The organism is Nostoc sp. (genome assembly GCF_036919595.1).
Lineage (GTDB): Bacteria > Cyanobacteriota > Cyanobacteriia > Cyanobacteriales > Nostocaceae > Nostoc.
The window spans coordinates 1-20571 of the sequence record NZ_JBALCO010000030.1 but is presented as its reverse complement, the minus strand read 5'-3'; the positions used below and the strand labels follow the sequence as shown (position 1 = coordinate 20571).

The window sequence follows — 20571 nt, the reverse complement described above, 5'->3', positions numbered from 1 at the left end:
GACAGGTAGTTGCAGATTGTTTATGATAAGATAATGAACTTTAGATTTTGACATTGACAACACAAATCTGATCCTTAGCAAATAGGTGATTGTAACATGTTAGCCCACAAAATCCTAGTTGTTGAGGATGAAAAAATCTTAGCCTCAAATATTAGAAAAAGTTTACAAAAACTGGGTTATTCTGTTTCAGAAATAAATAAGTCTGGTGAAGATGCAATAAAAAAGGTAGCAGAAACTCATCCACATTTAGTATTAATTGATATCTGTTTAGCTGGGGAAGTTGACGGTGTACACGTAGCGGATATTATCCAGAATTACTTCCATGTGCCTGTAGTGTATCTAACAGAGGGTTCGGAATATAAAATATCACAAAAAAATCAGCTAAGTGAGCCTTTTAGCTACATAGTTAAACCATTTCTTGAAAGTGATTTACATTTTGCGATTGAAACGGCTTTGCACAAACATCAGGGCAAAAACATATTATACGAAGAAAAACAGAGGCTATTGGCAATTATTAACAATATGGGCTGTGCAGTAATTGTGACAGATGCAAGTGGTTGTATTCAAATGATGAATCCCATAGCAGAACTAATCACTGGCTGGAAGCAAACTGAAGTATTCGGTAAAGATTTAGTAGAAGTCGTTAACTTAGTTGACAAAGATGTAGGAAAAACAATTCAAAACTTAGCAAAATATGTAATCGAAGCAGGTGAAGTTTTGAATCTCCCAGAAAACTGTACACTGATTACCAAAGATGGCAAAGAAATAGCGATTGAAGATAATGTTTCACTCATCCGTGATCAGAATGGCAATATTACTGGCGCGGTTTTGGTTTTTCAAGACATTACCAAACGCAAGCAGAGAGAGGCGCAACTGATCCGCAATGCGTTTTATGATGGGCTGACAGCATTACCTAATCGTGTTTTATTCGTAGATAGGCTCAGACAAGCAATTGAACGTAGCAAACGTAGAAGCGATTATTATTTTGCAGTTTTATTTTTGGATTTAGATGCCTTCAAGGAGATTAATGATCGCTTTGGGCATGGAATAGGGGATGATTTTTTAGTAGCGATCGCTCGACGCTTAGAGTCGTGTTTACGCGGTGGTGATACTGTAGCACGATTTGGTGGTGACGAGTTTACTGTTCTTTTAGAGGATATTAAAGACATTACCGACGCCATCAATGCTGCCAAACGTATTCAAGACTCCTTACGATTGCCACTTAACCTAAATGGATATGAATTATGTACTACAGCTAGCATTGGTATTGCTTGGAATTTTAGTAATTATGAGGAACCTGCAAATATGTTACGGGATGCTGATATTGCTATGTACCAAGCTAAACGACAGGGAAAAGCTACTTATGCCATATTTAGGTAATTAGCTCCTTTCTGCTGCCATTTCCATCAAATTACTCTGATTTATTTATAACTATAGCAGTTCTCGCTTGCGAGAAATACAGGTGATTGTAAGGGCACAGCTGCTGTGCCCCTAGCGTGTATCGTCGTGTATTGCATCCAAATCAGAAGCGCTATCATCTGTGGAATTTTGATTTATAGCGGTTTTCATGTGGATGGAATATGTTATAGCCGCTACTAATGTGTATTGCACACAACCGAGAAGCCCCAACTGCTTATCACCCTACAGAGCTGGAAATTCGGCTTTCTGGTAGAGAATTAGCTGCCCCAATTAACATTGGTAACAATATCTGGATTGGTGGCAGCGCAATTATTTGTCCGGGTGTAATTATTGGTGATAACACAACCATTGGTGCTGACAGTGTAGTTGTCAAAGATATACCTGAGAATGTTGTAGCTCCGGGCAATCCCTGCCGCATCATTCGGTATTTATCCTAGAATTTAAAACTTATAACCTCTGGCAATCCAATAGAGCCAGTCTGCGATCGCTTCTTCAGTTTCGCTGTCAACATCAATTGCTATTATTTCAGATAACTTTGCAGAATATACATCATCATCCTTACCATTAATGTAAGCTACTTCTACAAGCATATCTTTTAAGCACTCATCATCTGGGGCCATTCCCAGCACTTCCACTGGTTTCTCCTCGGTAGAACCTGATTTGCGTCCCTTTTTAGCCCATTTAGCCATAAAGGGAAAATTCAGAGTCTCTTCGAGGTAATAGTACCAACCCATTGCCCGATCTTCTTTATCTTCAGCATCTACAATGATCTCTGTTTTAATGCGATGCTCTCGGTTTTCGTCGGCTTCAACACTAGGCATAAGATAACACTCTACGTATAATGCATTTTGATAATATTACCAAAGTCTAGCCTGGGAATAATTTTTATACAAAATATTAAGTATATAGGACTTACGTAAAAGAGATACCCCAAACCTTTAAGAGAGAGGCTTTTAGAGCTATCCCCTTTTTTAGCGGGAAAAGTCAGATCTAAGTTTCAGTTTTCAGTGCGTAAGTCCTGCTATATCTAAGTTATACAAAAAACCGCTTGTCATTGACAAACGGTTTTTTAGTTATTGTCCTCAAAGCAATACGGTTCAGTTAAGGTTAAAACTTTTTGTCAAAGTCAATTTTTTTAACGAACCGCGGAGGCGCAGAGGACACAGAGAGAAGGAAAAAATGCTTAACTGAACCGTATTGGTCCTCAAAGGGCAACTTATTTGTTGCGCCAACATGCCAAGTTCTTTCTTAGCACTAAAGCGTGAAATTTTTTAGAAATTAAACAAGTCTCAAATCAGGATAATTTGCCAGTACATCATCAGATGTTAGGGTATCATTTTCAGCTTGCGGAGTCCAAAGAACTTCAATTGCCAGAAGTTTCTCACTGGGGATACTACCAATTTGGCGCAAAGCTTGACGCAAATTATCAGCACTGTTAATCGCTGTGGGAATTTCAAACTTGCCTAATGTCGCCGCCAGCAAGGTGACGATAATGTATTCTCCAGCGCCTTCGGTAAATAGGCGGGTAGGGTTGTCGAGTTCACCAGCCGGGGGTAAAGCATCTTTGGCTGAGGCTGCTCTTAGCTGGTTATTGACATTAGAAAGTGTTTCTTCGCTAAACTTGCTGCGTTCTGCCAGTGACAGCCGATTAAACTGACCTTCAGCTGAATTTAAACTGGCTTGTTGAGTCCCACCACCTGCATATACAAAGTATTCGGGATGGCGGAGTAAAGCTAGGCTGGCTTCTTGCAGAACTTCTGCTCTCCCCTCTGGGGTGTTAGTATCAGCAGTTTCAGCAATGTGATTGAGTTCATTTTGCAATTCACGGGCTTGAGCTAACAAACCTACTTGCAAACGAGTTACAGAAACAGGAGAGTTACTGCTGTAATCTGCTTCTGGAGTTTCACCACCAGAGACGCGGCGGAAAGTTTGCAATAAGAAATTAGCGATCGCAAAGAAAATTAAGATGCCAAATAGACCACCAAATCCTCCCCCAATACCCCAGAAGGGAAGTAGGAAGGGAAAGCCAAAGCCACCACCAAAACCACCACCAGGATAGTATCCGCCCCCGCCAGGAGGTGCATAGGTGCGCGGTGTATAGGTGCGGCTAGAAGGCGCTCTAAAGGAGCCACCACCGATCCGACCTCCACTACGGGCCGCTAATGCGCCATCGGCGTGACTAAGAGCCAAAGCTAACACCAGGACTAAGGCTAAGAAGGTTTTTAACAGCGGTTTGATGGTTTGTTGTAGTTTTTTACGCATAATACAATCGCTTGGAAAACAGAATTTTTTATGATTTATCCCCATGCTCTTAGGAGTGTTGCGGTATGTCGCTTACGCCAGCCCGTAACAAGCAAGCTTTGTAGGATTCACTTTTAGAGGCTACATATTCAATTTACCGCGTCTTATTTTGGGTAGGCAGCGATCGCAGGGGGGATTTCTCGACTGGGGAACCGTACCTTAAGACTTCTTCATCATCACATAAATTTGCGATGTCTACGACGGGCTACTCTTGCTACGTCTTGGACTAGCACTTCCAGACTACAGTCTTAGATTATACTGATTATTTTGAATGATTTTTTTAATATTTCACGCTGCTTATTTTCTCACAAGGCGGGAGAATATTTTGAAATTATCAAAAGCATTTACTACATCTGGCAACTTTTTATTTACGTATACATCGTAGGCTAGCAAGTGTCCGTGATGCTTATCAGTAAGCGCAGCCAGATCCTAAATAGCTATCAAATACTGATCCCATTTTTTGGCATTTTGGTACAACAGTCCAAAGGATTAAGATATTCTATTGAACAGAGCTAAATTTCAGGATTTTCGCAACAGTTGTTCACTGAGCAATTTGGCTATGAGTGCTAGTTTCTATTTATTGTTCATTCTGCACAGAATTCTCAAAAATTGAGAAATTTGCAGCAAAAATAAAATTAACACAATAAAAAAATAATCTTCCTGGCTAATCTTGTTAAATCGGCTTCAAATTTGCCTACCACATTCGTTTTAAAAGAAATAAAATAGTAATTAAGGCTTTGAAAATAATCCTAATTGTAAATAAATTAAAAATTATTTGAAATATAGTCATCAACTTTGTTATGGAACATATTTCTCAACTTACAGCCGAAATCAGAGACAAAGCTGCATACCCAGATATCCTAGTCATATCCAGGATCTTCCTCCCAAAAGAAGCTGTAATTGGGGAATATATCTACAATCGCTGTCTCCAAGATCCAGAACGAGTTATTGTGCTGGCGGCTAGTTGCTCAGGAGATCAAGTATTTGATCAAGGTCAACAGTTTCCCGTGTATCGCTGGTTTTACCCTAGATACTGGCGTAGTGGCTTTGTGGGGAGTGTCCTGAAGCCTTTGGTCAATATCCTCTGCTCATTCGTACTAGCAATCAAACTTTATTTTCGTTATCACTACCGTTATATAGAGTGGGGTCACGGCTATGACTTTCCTTCACTGTTGTTATTGAGCTATTTGCTACCTATTCGCTTTTTTATCTATCTGCACGGAAATGATCTTCTTTGTGTATTACACAATCCCGTGCTGCGATCGCTCTTTAAATTAACACTCAAACGAGCTGAAGGCATTGTTTGTAACAGTTCTTATACAAGAGACTACCTCAGAACTGCTTTCCGATTAGATACTCCTACCCACGTGATTAACCCAATAATCAGACCAGAAAAATTTGGTAATAATGTAGCGAGTCCCAGTAGCCTTGATGATTTACGTGTTCGCGTGCGTCAAGCGTACAACATTCCCGAAACAGCAATAGTTATTCTTTCCATCGGAAGGCTAGTAAAACATAAAGGTTTTGACCGAGTAATTGATAACATCCCACTATTATTAACTTTTGGGGTCGATGTCTACTATATACTCTGCGGTCAAGGATCGAGTGAATCGGAACTGAAATCTCTGGCGCATCGGTTGCGGGTAGATAAGCGAGTCCACTTTACCGGATATGTCCCAGAGCGAGAATTAGCAGGTTATTATGCAGCTTGCGACATATTTGCGATGCTGACTTTATCGGATACTAAACCTAATAGGATGGAGGGTTTTGGTATGGTTTATTTAGAAGCAAGTTACTTCGGTAAGCCTGTAATTGCCCCTCGCTTAGGCGGTGTTCTAGACATAGTTCAGCATGAAGAAAATGGGATATTGGTTAATCCAAATTCTGGTTATGAAGTTTTTCAAGCTTTCAATCGGTTGTGCAAAGATCAGCAACTACGTGAGCAACTCGGCCGCAAAGGTAAAGAATTAGCCAAGCGTAGAACCCTTCATCGATCGCTGTATAAATCAGAGGGAAGAAACGCGATTTTGTGAGATGAATGCACATCGAGTCATAACCAAAAGGTAATGCAAGTATTGCATGGCATAAATCCAGCTACCATCTCTATTTACCTTTAACAAGGGGATTTTGCCCCTTGTTAAAGGTAGGCAAACTGACGCCACACTATTACTTAAAGGGCATCCTCCACTCTTTTGTTCCTTTAATAGAACTACACAACCATCAAGATAAATTCCTCTAAGCATTACTTAGATATTAGCTGATATATAAGTATCTATTTTTCTAATGTACTGAAGTTAGTGTTTAGCGTAGGCGCAGCCCGCCGCAGGCATCGCTTGTTTTTTGTCCAACTTCAGAAAATCGCGTTGCTCCCGCCGATACTTATTCCGCGTCGTCGCCGTCAAACACGCAACACGACACCAAACCAGGACGACGAAGGAGAAAAATCCGGTAGTACAGATGAATTAGAACCAAGTAGGAGCATCATCATCATCATCCTCTCCATCACTTACTTCCTCCGGATCGTGCCTCCCCGTATCGTCTAAACCTCTAAAAGAACCGGAACTGCCTACGGCGGTAGCAGGTGCTAAGATCCACGAGTCGTCAGCATTTTCCACACTAGTTATGTAACCATCGTACTTTGTATCGGGAGCTAGGCTTTGATTACTGTAGGAGATGTTACTGATACGAACGCGATCGCCATAGCGAATTGAACCTGCATCGCCATCCGCTTTAGTAATCTGCCAGCTCTGTTTATCCTCATCATAGCCATCTTGCCAATAGTAACAATCATGGCTATCCGCAAAAGCCCCCAAAACATTATTGTTGCCTATTGCTGATTCTGTCGTTCTGATTTTGATGCGGCTGTTAGATTGAACCTCGCCATTGCCGCCTACAAGTTCAAGTTTTGCTAGTTTTTTTTTCTCTTGGCTCAACTTCGGCCAGTTATAGCGTCCTTGTTCAACCGCAATCAAGTATTTACTGCTCTCATGCTTGATATAGAAGGTATCACCAAACTTAACGACATCTTGATTAGACATGAGGATGTTCTCCTGATTAATTACACATTTGTGTTACCAAAACTTATCCAGAAATAACAAAAGGTTTCTTGACGACCTCAACAATCAACCGTTACACATCCATCACCCAACGCATAAAGTCTTCTCCTCGATCCCCACCATCCGTCCAAATCCTATGTAAGCGATTGGTGCGACCGTCCGATGAACTCGGTTGAGGAGTTTTTTGGCTCCAGTGCGCTCTAGAAGCAAAGCGCATGTAACCTATTCGTGACTTTAATCATAGTGATTGTCATTATTTGTAAGTACTGCTGATTACTCGACATTCTCCCACTTTTCGTCCAAAGTAAAATACATAAAGATCATATTCTGATTGCAAAAATATTGATTCATATACAATCAAGTAGATTTGTCAATACATAACATTCATACTTTAACATTTATTAACAGCTAATCTATTAAGAATAGTTTCAGTGCCATATCTTAAGATTTTTTAATATATACTCTTCGAGAAAGAATAAAATTTTCATTAAGAAAATAGTAATAACTATGCTATCAATAAAATCTTTTTAATTGGTACGTGAACAAACTCCAGACTACACACTGTGAGGAAAGACAGGATGGTTAACGACTACCAAACCAGAAGTTGGTTGGTTCGTGGGTTATTTAGAGCAAAATAAAAACGTCTACTTTTTCGTCACAACCCTTGATATGCATAAATCAGAAAATGCACCCGCCCGGATCGGGATTACACGACGCAGCCTCAAGGATTTAGGCTTGCTGGCTCAAATTAACTAACCACCACCAACAATAGTTACCACTTCTAAGCGATCGCCTGGTTGCACTTTTGTTTGCGGCCAAAACTGGCGGTGTAAAATTTCGCCGTTATATTCTACAGCCACCAAGCGGGGGTTAAAACCCAACTGTTGGAGCAAATCGGGTAAAGAAGTTTGAAACGAGCAGCTATGGGTTTCCCCATTTACCTGAACCGTAATTTCATTGGACATAAGTCATGTTGGAAATTGGGCATGGGGCATTGGAGGCTAGTTTTTCATCGTTTGTGCTAAGTTGCAGAAAACCATTTTAAATTTAGAATTTATAAAGGTTCTGGTTTAATGCGATTAAGTTGGGAGAGGAAATATTGTGTTACTAGGGTAGGCTGTTCGGCTTGCATGAGCGATCGCACCACTGCTACACGTTCGGCTCCCGCATCGATCACATCATTGATATTATTGGCATCTATTCCCCCAATAGCAAACCAGGGAATTGAGCAATTTTTGGCTGCATAGCTGACATATTCTAAACCTGTTGCGACCTTACCTAGTTTCGTGGGAGTTTCATAAACTGGCCCCACCCCAATGTAATCTACACCTTCAGCAATTGCTCCTTGCATTTCTTCTTTATTTGTGGTAGAAAGACCTATCAGACGCTGTGAACCGAGTAATTGCCGAGCAACAGCAATGGGCATATCTTGTTGTCCCAGATGCACCCCATCTGCATCGACAGCTAAAGCTACATCCACGCGATCGTTAACAATGAACAAAGCACCATAGATATGGCATAACTGCCGGAGTTTTCTCGCTTGTTCCAAACGCAAAGAATCATCGGTGGTTTTGTCGCGGTATTGTAAAAGGGTTAATCCACCTTTAAGTGCAGCTTCGACGTTGTTCAACAAATTTTCACTAGGGGAAGTAACAAGATACAAACGCGATCGCCACAACAATTGATGGCGCTGATGACCCATTAAACTGCTTTCTAGGGTATAAACCTGATAGCGCATTTGCTTACAAGCTTTAGCCATAGTTGGGTGGTAAAGCTTGCCGTATTCTTCCAGTACCCGCAATGCTTCTTCTATGCGGCAAAAGTTAGCTTGCAATACTGATTTTATACTAGCTCGTTGTTCTTCCTGAGGATGGGTTAACTCAGTTCCAGGATCGCCTGGTGTATCTCGCGCCGCCCGCAATTCCGGGGTATGCAACTTGGCTATCTCTTGTCGCAAGCGCTTGCATTCAAGAGCCAACTGGGCATTATTCAACCCAAAGCGACACCATTCCTCAATAATTCGCAAGCCTTCACGAGCACGGTCTAAATTAGCATCTAAAATGCGGTAGACAACCTGCTGTATTTGCTCTTTTTGGCTGTATGGCTCGACCATTACAACAACCCCGTTAGTGCTTTCATCAAAGTGGGAATTATCATATATCCTAGTAACCATAATTAATTAATTTGCTTTTTTTTTACTTAAGCTTTGCGTAATTTTCGCAAAATAACGTAGCGGTGAGGGTTACGGTAAATTATCCCATGTTCCTATAGGCAGTGATAAGGGTAGTTTGAGGCTACAGTTTTGCACTAAGGTTAGTCAAGTATTTGACGGTAAACGACAAGCTTACAAAGGACTGGTAAGAGCGGATACACCAGAAAATCCTCAATGGGCAAATTAAACTTGAGACTGCATGGATACTATTTAGAGAGCATTAGTCTTTGAGGAAGATTTAAATATCAATGTTGGTATCAAGGTGGAATGCAAATAGTTTCCATTAGAGAACTTGAGAATGTTCTTAATTCAGATACTGTAAATCAATCGCGACAAATTCGTTACAACTTCTTATCAAACGTTTCCCAAGAGATTCAAGATATTATCGAAAATCGACGTTTTACCTGGGAAGGAAACGACCCTCTAAATGCGTTTCCTGTTTTAAACGCCAACCTGATAGCCAAAAGCAAATTTTTGATGTCAATTCACTAGCCGCTACCCCGAATACTATCATCTGGGATGATAGTGCTGTAAAGAATAACTCAATATCAATTATTACTATGTATTAAAAATCGCCAATTGCACAATATATGGGTAATATTATCGACATAATACTTTTTATAGAGTATAAGAATTTATTGTTACTTATAAGGAGTTGTGTCAAAGATGATTCCCCTTCGGATGTTTTCTAAGTACCGTAGTGTAGATGTTCTGATTGCAAAGCTGAAGTTTCTGAAATCAGCAAGGCTTTTATTTTTTACTTTTTCAGTATTATATTTTACCGTAGGCATGGTAGCGGTAAGTATAGCGTTCTTGGGTACAAGCCTGGGTAGTGCGATCGCTCAGATTCCATTGACACCAGATTCAGCACCTCTGGGTGAAAAAACAAATTCTCAAGTTAACGTGCTGTTTGTCAACCCAAGTGGCGGAGATGACAGCAGAGGTAATGGCAGCGAATCCGCTCCTGTGAAAACGATCACCCAAGCGTTGCGATTAGCTAATACCAATACTGTAATTATGCTCTCCACGGGCACTTATAGCGTTGAGACAGGGGAGATTTTCCCCTTAATACTGAAACCGGGTATTTCAATTCAAGGTAACCCTAGCAATCAAGGAAAGGATATTATCATTCAGGGAGGTGGTGATTACCTGAGCCGGAGTTTTGCCGGTCAAAATGTCGCAATTGTCGGAGCAAACCAAGCCTTCCTGACTGGGGTGACGGTGACGAACTCCAATCACCGTGGTTACGGTTTATGGATTGAATCTAGCAATCCGGTAGTCGCAGAAAATACATTTATTGGTAGTACCCAGGATGGGATTTCCGTTAGTGGTAATGCTGCACCTACCATTAGCAAGAATTATTTTGATCGCAATGGAGCCAATGGCATCACAATTGCCGGTAATTCCAGTCCCCAAGTGAAGGAAAATGTTTTTCACCAAACAGGTTATGGCATCAATATTGCCCAAAATGCCGCTCCTATAGTCATAGGCAATCAAATTCAGAATAATAGATCGGGAATTGTTGTGCAAGCAAATGCCCGCCCGATTTTACGGAATAATTCTATTCAAGATAATAAAGAAGATGGTTTAGTTGCGATCGCTCAAGCAATGCCAGATTTGGGTAATGCATCCGAACCTGGGGGTAATGCATTTCAAAATAATGCTCGCTACGATATTAACGCCAGCGCTGCGAAACAAGTGATTTCTGCTGCTGGTAACAATCTTGTGAGCGATCGCATTACTGGCAAGGTAGATATCAACGGTACAACAGCATTAGCAACTCAAAGTTCTCAATCTGCTCCTACTGCCAATAATGTGTTACGAGAAATACCACCAACTGGAGAAATCACCTTCTCGGCTGCTGATGTTTCTGAGACAACTAATTCACCAAATAATCCTGTTTCTACACAATTAAACAGTCAATTGCTGCCATTAGTGCCAGCTAATATGCCACTTTCCGTGCCCATATCCAATCAACAGCAAGCCACCTCTAAAGTTGCCGGTTTTCCTACTCCTAGCAGCTTGTTAGGTAGACAAATACCAACTGACACTTCAAGAGTTGCAACTTCCAGTCCAGCAGAGCCGCCTGATAGACCACAGTTGAATTATGTGCGGATTGATCCTAATACAATTGAGTTTACGGCTCCTCAGTACCCATCCAATTCAGTAACACAGCCACCAATTCCGAGCGTAAGAGATCAAACACAGCAGCCATTACCAATACTAGAAACTGCTGCCCCAAATGCTGAAGCACTTTTGCCAGTTCCTGATCACAATATCCCCATTGCTAATACTCGCAAGATGCGAACAAGTTCTGCAAGTATTCCTTATAATGGTAACTCTGCAAGACAATTTGGTGTACGTTATCGCGTAGTAGTGCCGCTAGCAACTAATAAAGATCAAGATTTAGTGCGATCGCTTGCTCCTGATGCGTTTCTCACAGTTTGGGATGGTCAAAGAGTTATGCAAGCAGGAGTATTTAGTAGTGAATATAACGCTAAAGAAATGCTAAAAACACTCTCTAGCAACGGTTTGAGAGCCATTATGGAACCGTTGAATTGAGTAGGGAATTGGGCTATGGGGCAAAAGATATAGAATTAACGAGAAAAGCACCTCAAAATGAATATTGATCTACTTGAAAGAGCGATCACTTTCCGACTGTAGGGAGGCATCGCTCTTTTTGTCAAGGGGGTGATCGTATTTTGGGAAGTCGATCAAAAGGCGATCGCGGTTAGGCATAAGTTGAATTAGTGATCGCGTTCTTGTTTTAGGGAGCGATCGGGGAAAGCATCCTTTATCCATCACCTTCATCTAGATATTTCAGGAAAGAATGAACACCCAGTAACTGAATGCTATAGCTTGCCATTACCCCTCTCAAGTCATCATCAGCCCGCAAGTCATTATCCCCAGATCCGATAATCTCCGCTTTGCCATCAATCGCTGTAGCCAACACAGGTAAATCTTTGGGATCTCGACTGTCGGGAGGCATCGCTCTTTTTATCAAAGGGGTGATCGTATTTTGGGAAGTCGATCAAAAGGCGATCGCGGTTAGGCATACACCAGAATTCAAGTATTTCAACCACATCTGTCGTAGGGGCGCAAGGCCTTGCGCCCCTACCGCGTGGTCTTATTTACCTGAAAATAGCTGTAAGTTGAATTAGTGATCGCCTTTGCCGTAAGTTGGGTTGAGCTAAAAAAACCCATTATCTAAAACTCCGACACGATTTCAAAGTACCTCAACATGACTTGAAAGTACTCCAACGCGATTTCAAAGTACTTCAACATGACTTGGAAGTACTCCAACACGATTTCAAAGTACTTCAACATGACTTGGAAGTACTTCAACACGATTTCAAAGTACTTCAACATGACTTGGAAGTACTTCAACACGATTTCAAAGTACTCCAACATGACTTGGAAGTACTCCAACATGACTTGGAAGTACTTCAACACGATTTTAAAGTACCTCAACATGACTTTGAGGTATCTGTTGCTTATCTTATGTAACATTTTTGACAGTTTTAATAAATATTTCAGTGTAATTAGCTAGAAATAATTAGGTCGCTCTTAATTTGCTTTAATTTTTCCGAATTATTTCTCAGAGAAGTTTAGGGTTGCATTAGCTACAGTACATTCAGTAATCCTATAATTTCCTTCAGGAGCGCATTTTATGGCACGACTAAAACGCAGTTCACCGACTCTAGAAAAGGCTATCCGTCGAATTGCAGGAATGCGATCAATTAGCCCTACACTAGAATTTGGCAACGGATTAAGTTTGACAGACTACGACAGCCGCATCCAAACCTTGCAAACCCAGCTATCTACCTACAACACTTTACTCTCTAGCATAGATGAAATGGCAGGTCGCCTCTCTTTAATTGAAGAAGAATTGCGCGGCTATTCTGAAAAGATGTTAATGAGTGTGGTAACCCATTATGGCAAAGACAGTTTGCAATATATCCAGGCAGGAGGCAAGCCACGCAAGAAATTATCACGCCGTTCGAGCAACACCCAATCCCCATCTGAGAGTACAGCTACAATCTTGAATGGTGCAAACAACAATGGTAGAGAAACCTCTGTTGTTTTACCTTAATCGTTTAACTGCATCATCCTGATGATTGTTCCTTTATCTGGTTGCAAATAGGGCAATTGCTCCTGACCTTTTTTGAATTAAAATTAAAAGTTAAAAATTAAATCTTAAGTTTAATTTTTAATTGGAGCAAAACAACTTAGCCCCCTAGAAATGCAATTTTTAATTGGAGCGTACTCCTACGGAGAAGCAAGCTACGCGCAGCGTTTCGTAAAGAAGCGACTTGACGGCCAGGGAACCCTTGATTCTCTCTGAAACAGCACTTTGTGGATATATTCAACGTCGTAAGCAGCTCAAAGTATTAAACTTCTTTGGCACTATCAATTATGACAAAGGCTATAACTACAAGCAGCAACCTCAACAAACATGAGTGTTATTGTTGATACCTCCGTTTAATCACTGGCTCTGCTTCGGAGAACGCCACCTGATACTCCTTATCTCCCCACTCGCTATCCTGGCTTATGATCTAAACGGGTGGCTTGCTCTAGGGCGGCTTTTTCTTTGGCTCGGCGGGCATAGGGTTGTAATTGGGCGCGATCGCAACTTGTTAAAATACTCAGGTTTTCTAAGGTGATCCCCCGCATTAACATTTCTACGCGCCAGGTTTGTTGTGCCTGAGCGATTACTGGCGTTTGTGCTTGGGGAGTTAACAGTCCCTCACTCCATACTTGCCAACGTGTCTGAAGCTCTGATTCTGAGAGCGGTTTGCCTGTTTCATTCAAAAACATGGCTGTTTGAGCATCTTTACGGCTTTTGTGCCATTTGATTAAAGGATTATTGGTAAAAGAACCGTAGCGTTTGCCCAAAATCCACTGATTCACAGGGACTTGACGGACAAATCCGGGGATTGTGATTTGCAGGAAGTGCCCTTGAGTATCGTAGATTTGGTGCGATCGCTCTAAGCTAGTTATTTCTGTGGCAGATAACCCAGCCCCAAATAATACGTAAGCCAAGGCATAATCTCGTACTCCAAATTTCCTGGACTGTTGCAGAATTTCGTGAACTAAACTAGCTGGCAAATCAGCTACTTCTATGGTATTTAACCCTCCTTGTAAGCAGTTTGTTGCTGATTCTGCTGAGGGTGACATGGCTCCATGTAAAAACAATTCCACCAAATTTTCGAGAAAATCATTCCGATCCTCCCAAAGTTCGTGAAATTCGCTGGTGAACTCAATTACTGCATATCCCAAAATCATCCCATTCAGTAAACTTGCTAATTTTTCTGCGGGTAAATAGGTATTTAGGTGTCCTTGCTGGATTACAGTAGCTAAATACTGAGCTACATAACGGTTTGCCTCAGTTACTCCCCTGCCTAGTGCGCGGCGATTTTCTGCCGGGAATTGGTCAGCTTCACCTACCACAGATCGGACAAACTCTGGTACTCTTTCTAATGCATGTAAGCTATCACTTGCATAATCTTTAAGAGCTTGGTAAACATTACCAGGAGGTGTTGCCCGCCGCACCAGTGACTCACCTAAATCCTTGAAGGCTGCGGACTCTTCCAGTACAGCTAAAAGTAATCCATGCTTATTGCCAAAATTCCGAAATAGAGTCACTTCGTTGACTTCAGCTTTTTCAGCAATTTGGCGGGTTGTGGTAGCGCTAACTCCCTGAGCAGAAAACAACTCAAGTGCAGCTTGAATCAGGCGTTGACGAGTGGAAATGAGTTGAGATGACATAGAAAAATGCAAGTGGCACTTGCACGGTTATCAGAGTTCTGCTAGCATAACAAATGTAAGTGATACTTGCTCTACTCTCCCCTCCGGGTGACAAGCAAATCGCTTTATCATCCATCAACAGGAATTTTTATGACCGCAAATTTTGGGGCGATCGCCCCTGAGAGAGGCAACTCACCTCGACTCAGTTGGACAAATGTAGTATTTTTTACTACATTTCATGCTTTAGCACTTCTGGCTCCTTGGTTTTTCTCATGGCCAGCATTAGGTTTGCTAGTGTTTCTTCACTGGTTATTCGGGAGCATTGGTATTTGCCTGGGATATCATCGGCTATTGAGCCATAAAAGTTTCCAGGTTCCTAAGTGGTTAGAGTATGCGATCGCCCTCATTGGAGCGCTGGCTTTGCAAGGCGGGCCCATTTTTTGGGTAGGTGGACATCGCCAGCATCACGCCCACACGGAAGATATCAATTTAGACCCCTATTCTGCCCAAAGAGGATTTTGGTGGAGCCATATACTGTGGATTTTCTACCCGCGTTCAGAATTTTTTGACTATGACACCTATATAAAATATGCTCCTGACCTAGCAAGACAACCCTTTTATTGCTGGCTAGATCGCTACTTCTTGCTATTACAAATACCCTTTGGGCTGCTGCTATATGCCTTAGGAGGATGGTCTTTTGTATTTTACGGAGTGTTTCTCAGATGTGTCTTGCTTTGGCACTCAACCTGGTTTGTGAACTCAGCATCACACCTGTGGGGTTATCGCACCTTTGATGCTAATGATGGCGCTCGTAATCTTTGGTGGGTATCCATCGTTACTTATGGAGAAGGATGGCACAACAACCATCATACTTATCCCCACATGGCAAAATCTGGGTTGTCTTGGTGGGAAATTGATGTTACTTGGTGGAGCATCCTAGTTTTGCAGACTTTAGGTTTAGCCAAAAAAGTTGTTTCGCGTCCTCCTCAAAGTGCAACTCACGGCTAAATTGCAACTAAATTATCATGAATTTGTTATGCCGATTGCTTTTTGCAGTCGGCTTACTAATTTTTATCAGTAGTATTTCACGGTAAAATCGCAACGCCCCAAATCTCAGTAATATATCATGTGTGAAAAAAGTAACTGAAATCACAGCCGTAAAAGTAAAATCTTGCTGTCTGTCATCTCTCTTTGTAAATAAAATCTGACAATCATTTGCAATTGTTTAGTCATTTCCTGTAATATTTATTCTCAAGTTATTGATTGCTAATCTCAGTAAACAGCAGCTATTTGCTACTTTGTTGAGAGTAACAGTTAAGTAAAGACTAGGTGTAGGGGTGGCAAATGGTATTGAAGCAAATATTAAAGATTTTTTTGGTCACAAGCTCTATTTGGTTTTGCGTTGTTCAGAAAGTATCTTCTCAACAAATACAAAATGAATCTGCGTTCGCTAAAGTACTACTCAATTCCAGAACCTCAACAAAGTTGAACACAATGCGACTATGAATACAAAAACACTCTGCAATCTCACATTCCAACGACATCGCTACCTCAGCTTAGGAATTAGATAACTCTTACACCATACCTGGTTTTGTACGGACTGATGCGGCACTTTTCTACAAAAAAGGCGGCTTAAGAGCATCTTTTAACTTCAAGAATTTATTTGATGTCAGATATTTCGAGGGGACATTTTTGAGGGCAGCCAATCCTGCTGCACCGTTTACAGTTCAAGGAACGATTTCTTGGGAGTTCTAAAATTATCTTTCAAGGCTGATTACCCTCTGGCTTAACAAAGAGGAACATTTCGATACACCCGATTGCCAGTACCAATATCAATCAGCAAAATCTCCTCTTACCCTGATTCTGGATTCTCAACAAAGTTGAACCCAATGCGACTATGAATCCAAAATTGACCCTTTAAGTAAAAGTTAGATATTCAAAAAATGCGCGATCGCGTTGGTAAAAGGGCGCGATCGCATTTTCATAAATTAAAAAATATACATAATAATTAGAGCTTTGCGGATTTGCGATTAAAAGTAAAATTTCAGTTATAGCCAAATTGATTAAAAAGCTGAATAAAGTTTTAAAAAATATAAATGTTGACAAATTACATCCGTACAGCAATGTACAAAGCAACCTACAAGTTGCTTGAGGATGGAACTTTTTATGGCGAAATTCCAGAATGTCGAGGAATGTGGGCAAATGCTGCAACACTAGAAGCTTGCCGGGAGGATTTACAATATACTCTTGAAGGATGGATTGTACTAGGATTGCGTTTGGGTCATACTCTACCGATAGTTGATGACGAAGTTACCTAATTATCGAAACTTGATCAAAAATGATTGCAATTACTCTCTCAGCAAAAATCAATTGAAGCCTAACAACTAGAAATGTTCAGATAACTTGTCTTCAGGACTGCGCTCATAGTCCATACCATTACTCATGTCATCATTGTAAACATCTCCTGAAGGTGATATTGTTCCCCTTATGTCCGCCTTCGGTTGTATCATACCATACTGGTCATTACCATAAAATTCAGTCCCAGTAAGGTCAGCGTCAGTTAAGTCAGCAGACTTCATATCTGTATCATCGAATTTGACGTGACTAAGGTTCGTACCCTTTAGAGAGGAATTACTAAGATTAGCGCCTTTTAAATTAGCCCCACTTAAATTAATCCTATTGAGGTTAAAGCCGCTCAAGTTAGTGTAGCTCAAATTAGCACCAGTTAAAATGATATTACTTACATCAGTGTCTTTGAAGTTCGCTTGACTAAGATTGGCTTGAGTTAGGTTAGCTTGGCTAAGATTAGCTTCACTGAGATTTACTTTAGTTAGATTGGCATTAGTAAGGTCAGCATTGTTGAGATTGGCTCTGCTAAGATCAGCTTGACTAAGATTGGCTCTACTTAGATTGACTCTACTCAGATCAGTATCAGTTAGGCTGCTGGCTTCTAGCATCGCATCACTAAAATCAGCATTGATAAACTTAACTTCACGTAAGTCTACCCAACTTAGATTTGCCTTCCTGAGTCTGGCATTCGTCAAATCTGCTTGTCTAAAATTAGCTCTAACTATATTTGTATTATCTAATTTTGCTCCTTTTAAGATTGCTCTACTGAGGTTTGCCCATCTCATATCTGCTTTGTCTAAGTCAGTGTCGCTGAGATCAGCCTCAGTCAGTTCGGCATAGATCAGGTTTGCAGAAACTAGTTTAGTTGAAGTAAGCTTTGCTGCTCTTAGGCTCGCAGAATTTAGATTTACCCCTTCCATATCTGCTTGTCCCAAATCTGCTTGATCCAAATTTGCCTTGCTCAAATCAGCCTTTTGTAGGATAGCTCTAGCAAGAATAGCTCCAGTCAGGTTTACCCCAGTCAAGTTTTTCCCACTAAAATTTGCCTCTGTTAGGTCTACTCCAGAAAAATCTCTCTCTCCAGCTTGATATTTTTGTAGAATTTCATCCTCTTTCACTCGTGCTGATGAGTCAGCCACAAGTGGAAACAGCTCGCATAAGTCACAGTGGAAGTACTCGCACAAAACCGTAGCCGTGTGACAATCAATCCGGTCAAACTCCTCCTTGTAAAGCCTGCCAATGGCATTAACACTAATACCAGTTTGTTTGGCTAGTTGGTATTGGGATAAATGCCGTTTTTCCATCAAATCTTTTAACCTACAGCAAATTTTTCTCATAAATTCTCTATTCACTACTTAAAACTTAATCAGGAAGTCTATAACAATCATAACGCTAGCGTATAGTATTATCGATTCCGTAGTAATACTAAAAATATTAACTACGTTAGTGTTGACAAAATAACATCGGCAAAGTAATCTGTATATATTCGGCTGCAAAAAGCCAAAAAAATGCCCCCAAGTTTTCAACTTGGTAGGCATGTTTTCAATTATTTATTTCTACTTCTATTATGAACCAAAATTCCTTCGTTTCATCCAATGCTCAGTTTCCTATACCCGATCAGGTTCTAATCCTTGATACAGAAACCACAGACTTAGACGTTAAGACAGGGCAGGTTATAGAGCTAGGAGCTATTCTGTATTCGGTGAAGCACCAAACCACTATCAAACAATATTCAACTCTTCTCCCAGCAGAGAATAATCCGGCAGAGCATATAAACCGGATTAAGCCAGCACCGTTAATGGAAATAACAGAAGAACAAGTGGCTGAAGGTGTGTGGATGATAACTGAGATGGCAAAGAAGGCGCAAGTTATTGTGGCACACAATGCTGAGTTTGATCAGAAGTGGTTTGGTTCTTCAAATAATGGGAAGAGTCTGCTACCTATTTTGTTGAACTCTAAAAATGAACCGCTTCGTTGGGTTTGTACCTGTACTGAATTTGAATGGCCTCGGCAAATCCGATTTGGTCAATCTCTTATTGAATTAGCAGCAGCGCATGATGTTGGTATTTTTGGAAATCATAGGGCATTAACAGACTGTCAATTGATTGCATATCTTTTTGATCGGATGGAGAACCTGACCGCCATGTTTCAAATGGCGTTAAGACCCAAAGCTTGGTTTAAAGCTCTTGTAAGCTATGACAATAGGGAACTTGCAAAAAAGGCAGGTTTTAAATGGATTCCTGATCTTAAGAGTTGGGTAGGGAAAATGGCTGTGGATGATACCAAAGAACTTCCTTTTATGGTAAGCCAAATTGAATTTTGTCAGTAATCTAGGCAAAGTTCATATATTTCCTCAAATAAAGCGATTGCGCCTATGTTATCTCAGCCGTTGGCTAGAGGTGCGAGCAATCTTTAACTTTAAGTCCAGATAGGCTGTCTTTTTTAAGATAGCCTATATCTAACCTTCAGAAGTCTACAATCTCAAATCACTTTTGCTAGCGTAGTGATATAGAGTTTATCGCTCCCCAGTAAACGCCTGGAAGCAAAAGGATTAATATGGCTCATTTAAATCAACGTCGTTCCCAAAATCTCAACGGCGATTTTTATGTAGATACTACCTGTATTGATTGTGATACCTGTCGCTGGATGACTCCTGAAGTGTTTTCTCGTGTTGATGAACAGTCGGCGGTTTATCATCAACCAACGAATGATGCAGAAAGATTAGCAGCACTTGAAGCACTTTTGGCATGTCCTACTAGTTCTATTGGCACAGTTGAAAAACCAAAAGATATCAAAGTTGCTCAACAACAGTTTCCAATATTAGTAGCGGAAAATGTTTACAACTGTGGCTATCATTCTGAAAAATCTTATGGTGCTGCTAGCTATTTAATTCAACTTCCAGAAGGTAACATTTTGGTGGATTCTCCCCGCTTTACGCCGCCTTTAGTTAAGCGTTTAGAAGAGATGGGTGGAATTCGCTATATATACCTAACTCATAAGGATGATGTGGCAGATCATCAAAAATTTGCGGAGTATTTCCAGTGCGATCGCATCCTTCATGCTGATGATATTTCTGCGGGTACTCGCAATGTGGAAATACAGCTAACTGGTTTTGAACCATTTACTTTGACTCCAGATTTATTAATTATTCCAGTTCCCGGTCACACTAAAGGACAAACTGTCCTACTTTATAAAAATAAGTTTCTGTTCACTGGCGACCATCTCGCTTGGTCAGAAAGCTTGCACCAACTGGCCGCATTCCGCGATTTCTGCTGGTATTCTTGGTCAGAACAGATTAAATCAATGCGTAACTTGGCTAATTACTCTTTTGAGTGGGTGCTACCAGGTCATGGACGAAGGTTTCATGCTGATAAAGAAACCATCCGCCAGCAGATGCACAAGTGTATTGAGTTGATGGAATCTTTGAATTGACACTTCCCGAACTCCATTTCAGGGACTGTCTTTGCACACCGCGTTATCGTAAAT

The 20571-nt window shown here is 40.9% G+C and carries 19 protein-coding genes and 2 pseudogenes; 11 read left to right on the top strand and 10 right to left on the bottom strand.

From position 1 onward, the window contains the following. The first annotated feature begins 96 nt into the window (after positions 1-96). Both V7K21_RS03910 and V7K21_RS03905 read left to right on the top strand, forming a co-directional pair. Entirely contained in the window at positions 97-1380 is a 1284-nt protein-coding gene (locus V7K21_RS03910) for a GGDEF domain-containing response regulator (RefSeq protein ID WP_335171704.1), read from the top strand. A 248-nt stretch (positions 1381-1628) separates the two neighbouring features. Then, a pseudogene (locus V7K21_RS03905) lies at positions 1629-1856 on the top strand (sugar O-acetyltransferase); the annotation flags it as partial. Positions 1857-1859: 3 nt separating this feature from the next. Here the strand turns inward: V7K21_RS03905 and V7K21_RS03900 are convergent. Continuing rightward, positions 1860-2240: a calcium-binding protein gene (locus tag V7K21_RS03900; protein WP_335171702.1), complete on the bottom strand. Its 381-nt coding sequence runs from the start codon at positions 2238-2240 to the stop codon at positions 1860-1862. A gap of 457 nt (positions 2241-2697) precedes the next feature. Next, positions 2698-3681: a DUF1517 domain-containing protein gene (locus tag V7K21_RS03895; protein ID WP_335171700.1), complete on the bottom strand. Its 984-nt coding sequence runs from the start codon at positions 3679-3681 to the stop codon at positions 2698-2700. 839 nt (positions 3682-4520) lie between these two features. Here V7K21_RS03895 and V7K21_RS03890 point away from each other — a divergent pair. Next, on the top strand, positions 4521-5753 hold the full coding sequence (locus tag V7K21_RS03890) for a glycosyltransferase family 4 protein (RefSeq protein WP_335171698.1): 1233 nt from the start codon (positions 4521-4523) through the stop codon (positions 5751-5753). A gap of 429 nt (positions 5754-6182) precedes the next feature. On the opposite strand, the gene V7K21_RS03885 is transcribed toward V7K21_RS03890, so the two are convergent. Continuing rightward, positions 6183-6758, bottom strand: a complete 576-nt coding sequence (locus tag V7K21_RS03885) for a hypothetical protein (protein ID WP_335171695.1) — start codon at positions 6756-6758, stop codon at positions 6183-6185. A gap of 91 nt (positions 6759-6849) precedes the next feature. Further along, positions 6850-6993, bottom strand: coding sequence for a hypothetical protein (locus V7K21_RS03880; RefSeq protein WP_335130012.1), 144 nt, complete (start codon positions 6991-6993; stop codon positions 6850-6852). A 314-nt stretch (positions 6994-7307) separates the two neighbouring features. Between V7K21_RS03880 and V7K21_RS03875 the strand changes: the two are divergent. After that, positions 7308-7532 (top strand): annotated as a pseudogene (locus V7K21_RS03875) (penicillin-binding transpeptidase domain-containing protein); the annotation flags it as partial. On the opposite strand, the gene thiS reads toward V7K21_RS03875, so the two are convergent. Both thiS and V7K21_RS03865 read right to left on the bottom strand, forming a co-directional pair. Further along, positions 7529-7741 carry a sulfur carrier protein ThiS gene (gene thiS / locus V7K21_RS03870; RefSeq protein WP_273763690.1) on the bottom strand — a complete coding sequence of 71 codons (213 nt, stop codon included), beginning with the start codon at positions 7739-7741 and terminating at the stop codon, positions 7529-7531. The pseudogene V7K21_RS03875 and the gene thiS sit on opposite strands and share 4 nt — an antisense overlap. Positions 7742-7830: 89 nt before the next feature. After that, the gene (locus tag V7K21_RS03865) at positions 7831-8949 is read right to left on the bottom strand and encodes a thiamine phosphate synthase (protein WP_335171693.1); all 1119 of its coding nucleotides are present in this window, start codon (positions 8947-8949) and stop codon (positions 7831-7833) included. A gap of 306 nt (positions 8950-9255) precedes the next feature. On the opposite strand from V7K21_RS03865, the gene V7K21_RS03860 reads away from it, so the two are divergent. Further along, positions 9256-9480 carry a hypothetical protein gene (locus V7K21_RS03860; protein ID WP_335171691.1) on the top strand — a complete coding sequence of 75 codons (225 nt, stop codon included), beginning with the start codon at positions 9256-9258 and terminating at the stop codon, positions 9478-9480. 174 nt (positions 9481-9654) lie between these two features. Beyond that, positions 9655-11550 carry a DUF1565 domain-containing protein gene (locus tag V7K21_RS03855; RefSeq protein ID WP_335171689.1) on the top strand — a complete coding sequence of 632 codons (1896 nt, stop codon included), beginning with the start codon at positions 9655-9657 and terminating at the stop codon, positions 11548-11550. Positions 11551-11782: 232 nt separating this feature from the next. Here the strand turns inward: V7K21_RS03855 and V7K21_RS03850 are convergent, their stop codons facing one another. After that, positions 11783-11977 (bottom strand): hypothetical protein, encoded by a 195-nt coding sequence (locus tag V7K21_RS03850; protein WP_335171687.1) that lies wholly within the window; start codon positions 11975-11977, stop codon positions 11783-11785. A gap of 681 nt (positions 11978-12658) precedes the next feature. Between V7K21_RS03850 and V7K21_RS03845 the strand changes: the two genes are divergently transcribed. Continuing rightward, positions 12659-13081 carry a hypothetical protein gene (locus V7K21_RS03845; protein WP_335171685.1) on the top strand — a complete coding sequence of 141 codons (423 nt, stop codon included), beginning with the start codon at positions 12659-12661 and terminating at the stop codon, positions 13079-13081. Between the two features lie 446 nt (positions 13082-13527). On the opposite strand, the gene V7K21_RS03840 is transcribed toward V7K21_RS03845, so the two are convergent. After that, a complete protein-coding gene (locus V7K21_RS03840) occupies positions 13528-14757 on the bottom strand; it encodes a TetR family transcriptional regulator (protein WP_335171683.1) in 1230 nt (409 codons plus the stop codon). A gap of 129 nt (positions 14758-14886) precedes the next feature. On the opposite strand from V7K21_RS03840, the gene V7K21_RS03835 reads away from it, so the two are divergent. Next, positions 14887-15744: an acyl-CoA desaturase gene (locus tag V7K21_RS03835; protein WP_335171681.1), complete on the top strand. Its 858-nt coding sequence runs from the start codon at positions 14887-14889 to the stop codon at positions 15742-15744. A gap of 909 nt (positions 15745-16653) precedes the next feature. On the opposite strand, the gene V7K21_RS03830 is transcribed toward V7K21_RS03835, so the two are convergent. Then, complete coding sequence (locus tag V7K21_RS03830; RefSeq protein WP_335171680.1) at positions 16654-16794, bottom strand: hypothetical protein; 141 nt, start codon at positions 16792-16794, stop codon at positions 16654-16656. A 38-nt stretch (positions 16795-16832) separates the two neighbouring features. On the opposite strand from V7K21_RS03830, the gene V7K21_RS03825 reads away from it, so the two are divergent. Continuing rightward, the gene (locus V7K21_RS03825; RefSeq protein ID WP_335171678.1) at positions 16833-17054 is read left to right on the top strand and encodes a type II toxin-antitoxin system HicB family antitoxin; all 222 of its coding nucleotides are present in this window, start codon (positions 16833-16835) and stop codon (positions 17052-17054) included. A 66-nt stretch (positions 17055-17120) separates the two neighbouring features. Here V7K21_RS03825 and V7K21_RS03820 read toward each other — a convergent pair whose 3' ends face one another. Next, positions 17121-18422: a pentapeptide repeat-containing protein gene (locus tag V7K21_RS03820; protein WP_335171675.1), complete on the bottom strand. Its 1302-nt coding sequence runs from the start codon at positions 18420-18422 to the stop codon at positions 17121-17123. A gap of 230 nt (positions 18423-18652) precedes the next feature. Here V7K21_RS03820 and V7K21_RS03815 point away from each other — a divergent pair, with 230 nt between their 5' ends. Together V7K21_RS03815 and V7K21_RS03810 are read left to right on the top strand one after the other, a co-directional pair. Next, entirely contained in the window at positions 18653-19414 is a 762-nt protein-coding gene (locus tag V7K21_RS03815; RefSeq protein ID WP_335171673.1) for a 3'-5' exonuclease, read from the top strand. A 227-nt stretch (positions 19415-19641) separates the two neighbouring features. Continuing rightward, positions 19642-20517, top strand: coding sequence for an MBL fold metallo-hydrolase (locus tag V7K21_RS03810; protein ID WP_335171672.1), 876 nt, complete (start codon positions 19642-19644; stop codon positions 20515-20517). Positions 20518-20571 lie beyond the last annotated feature (54 nt).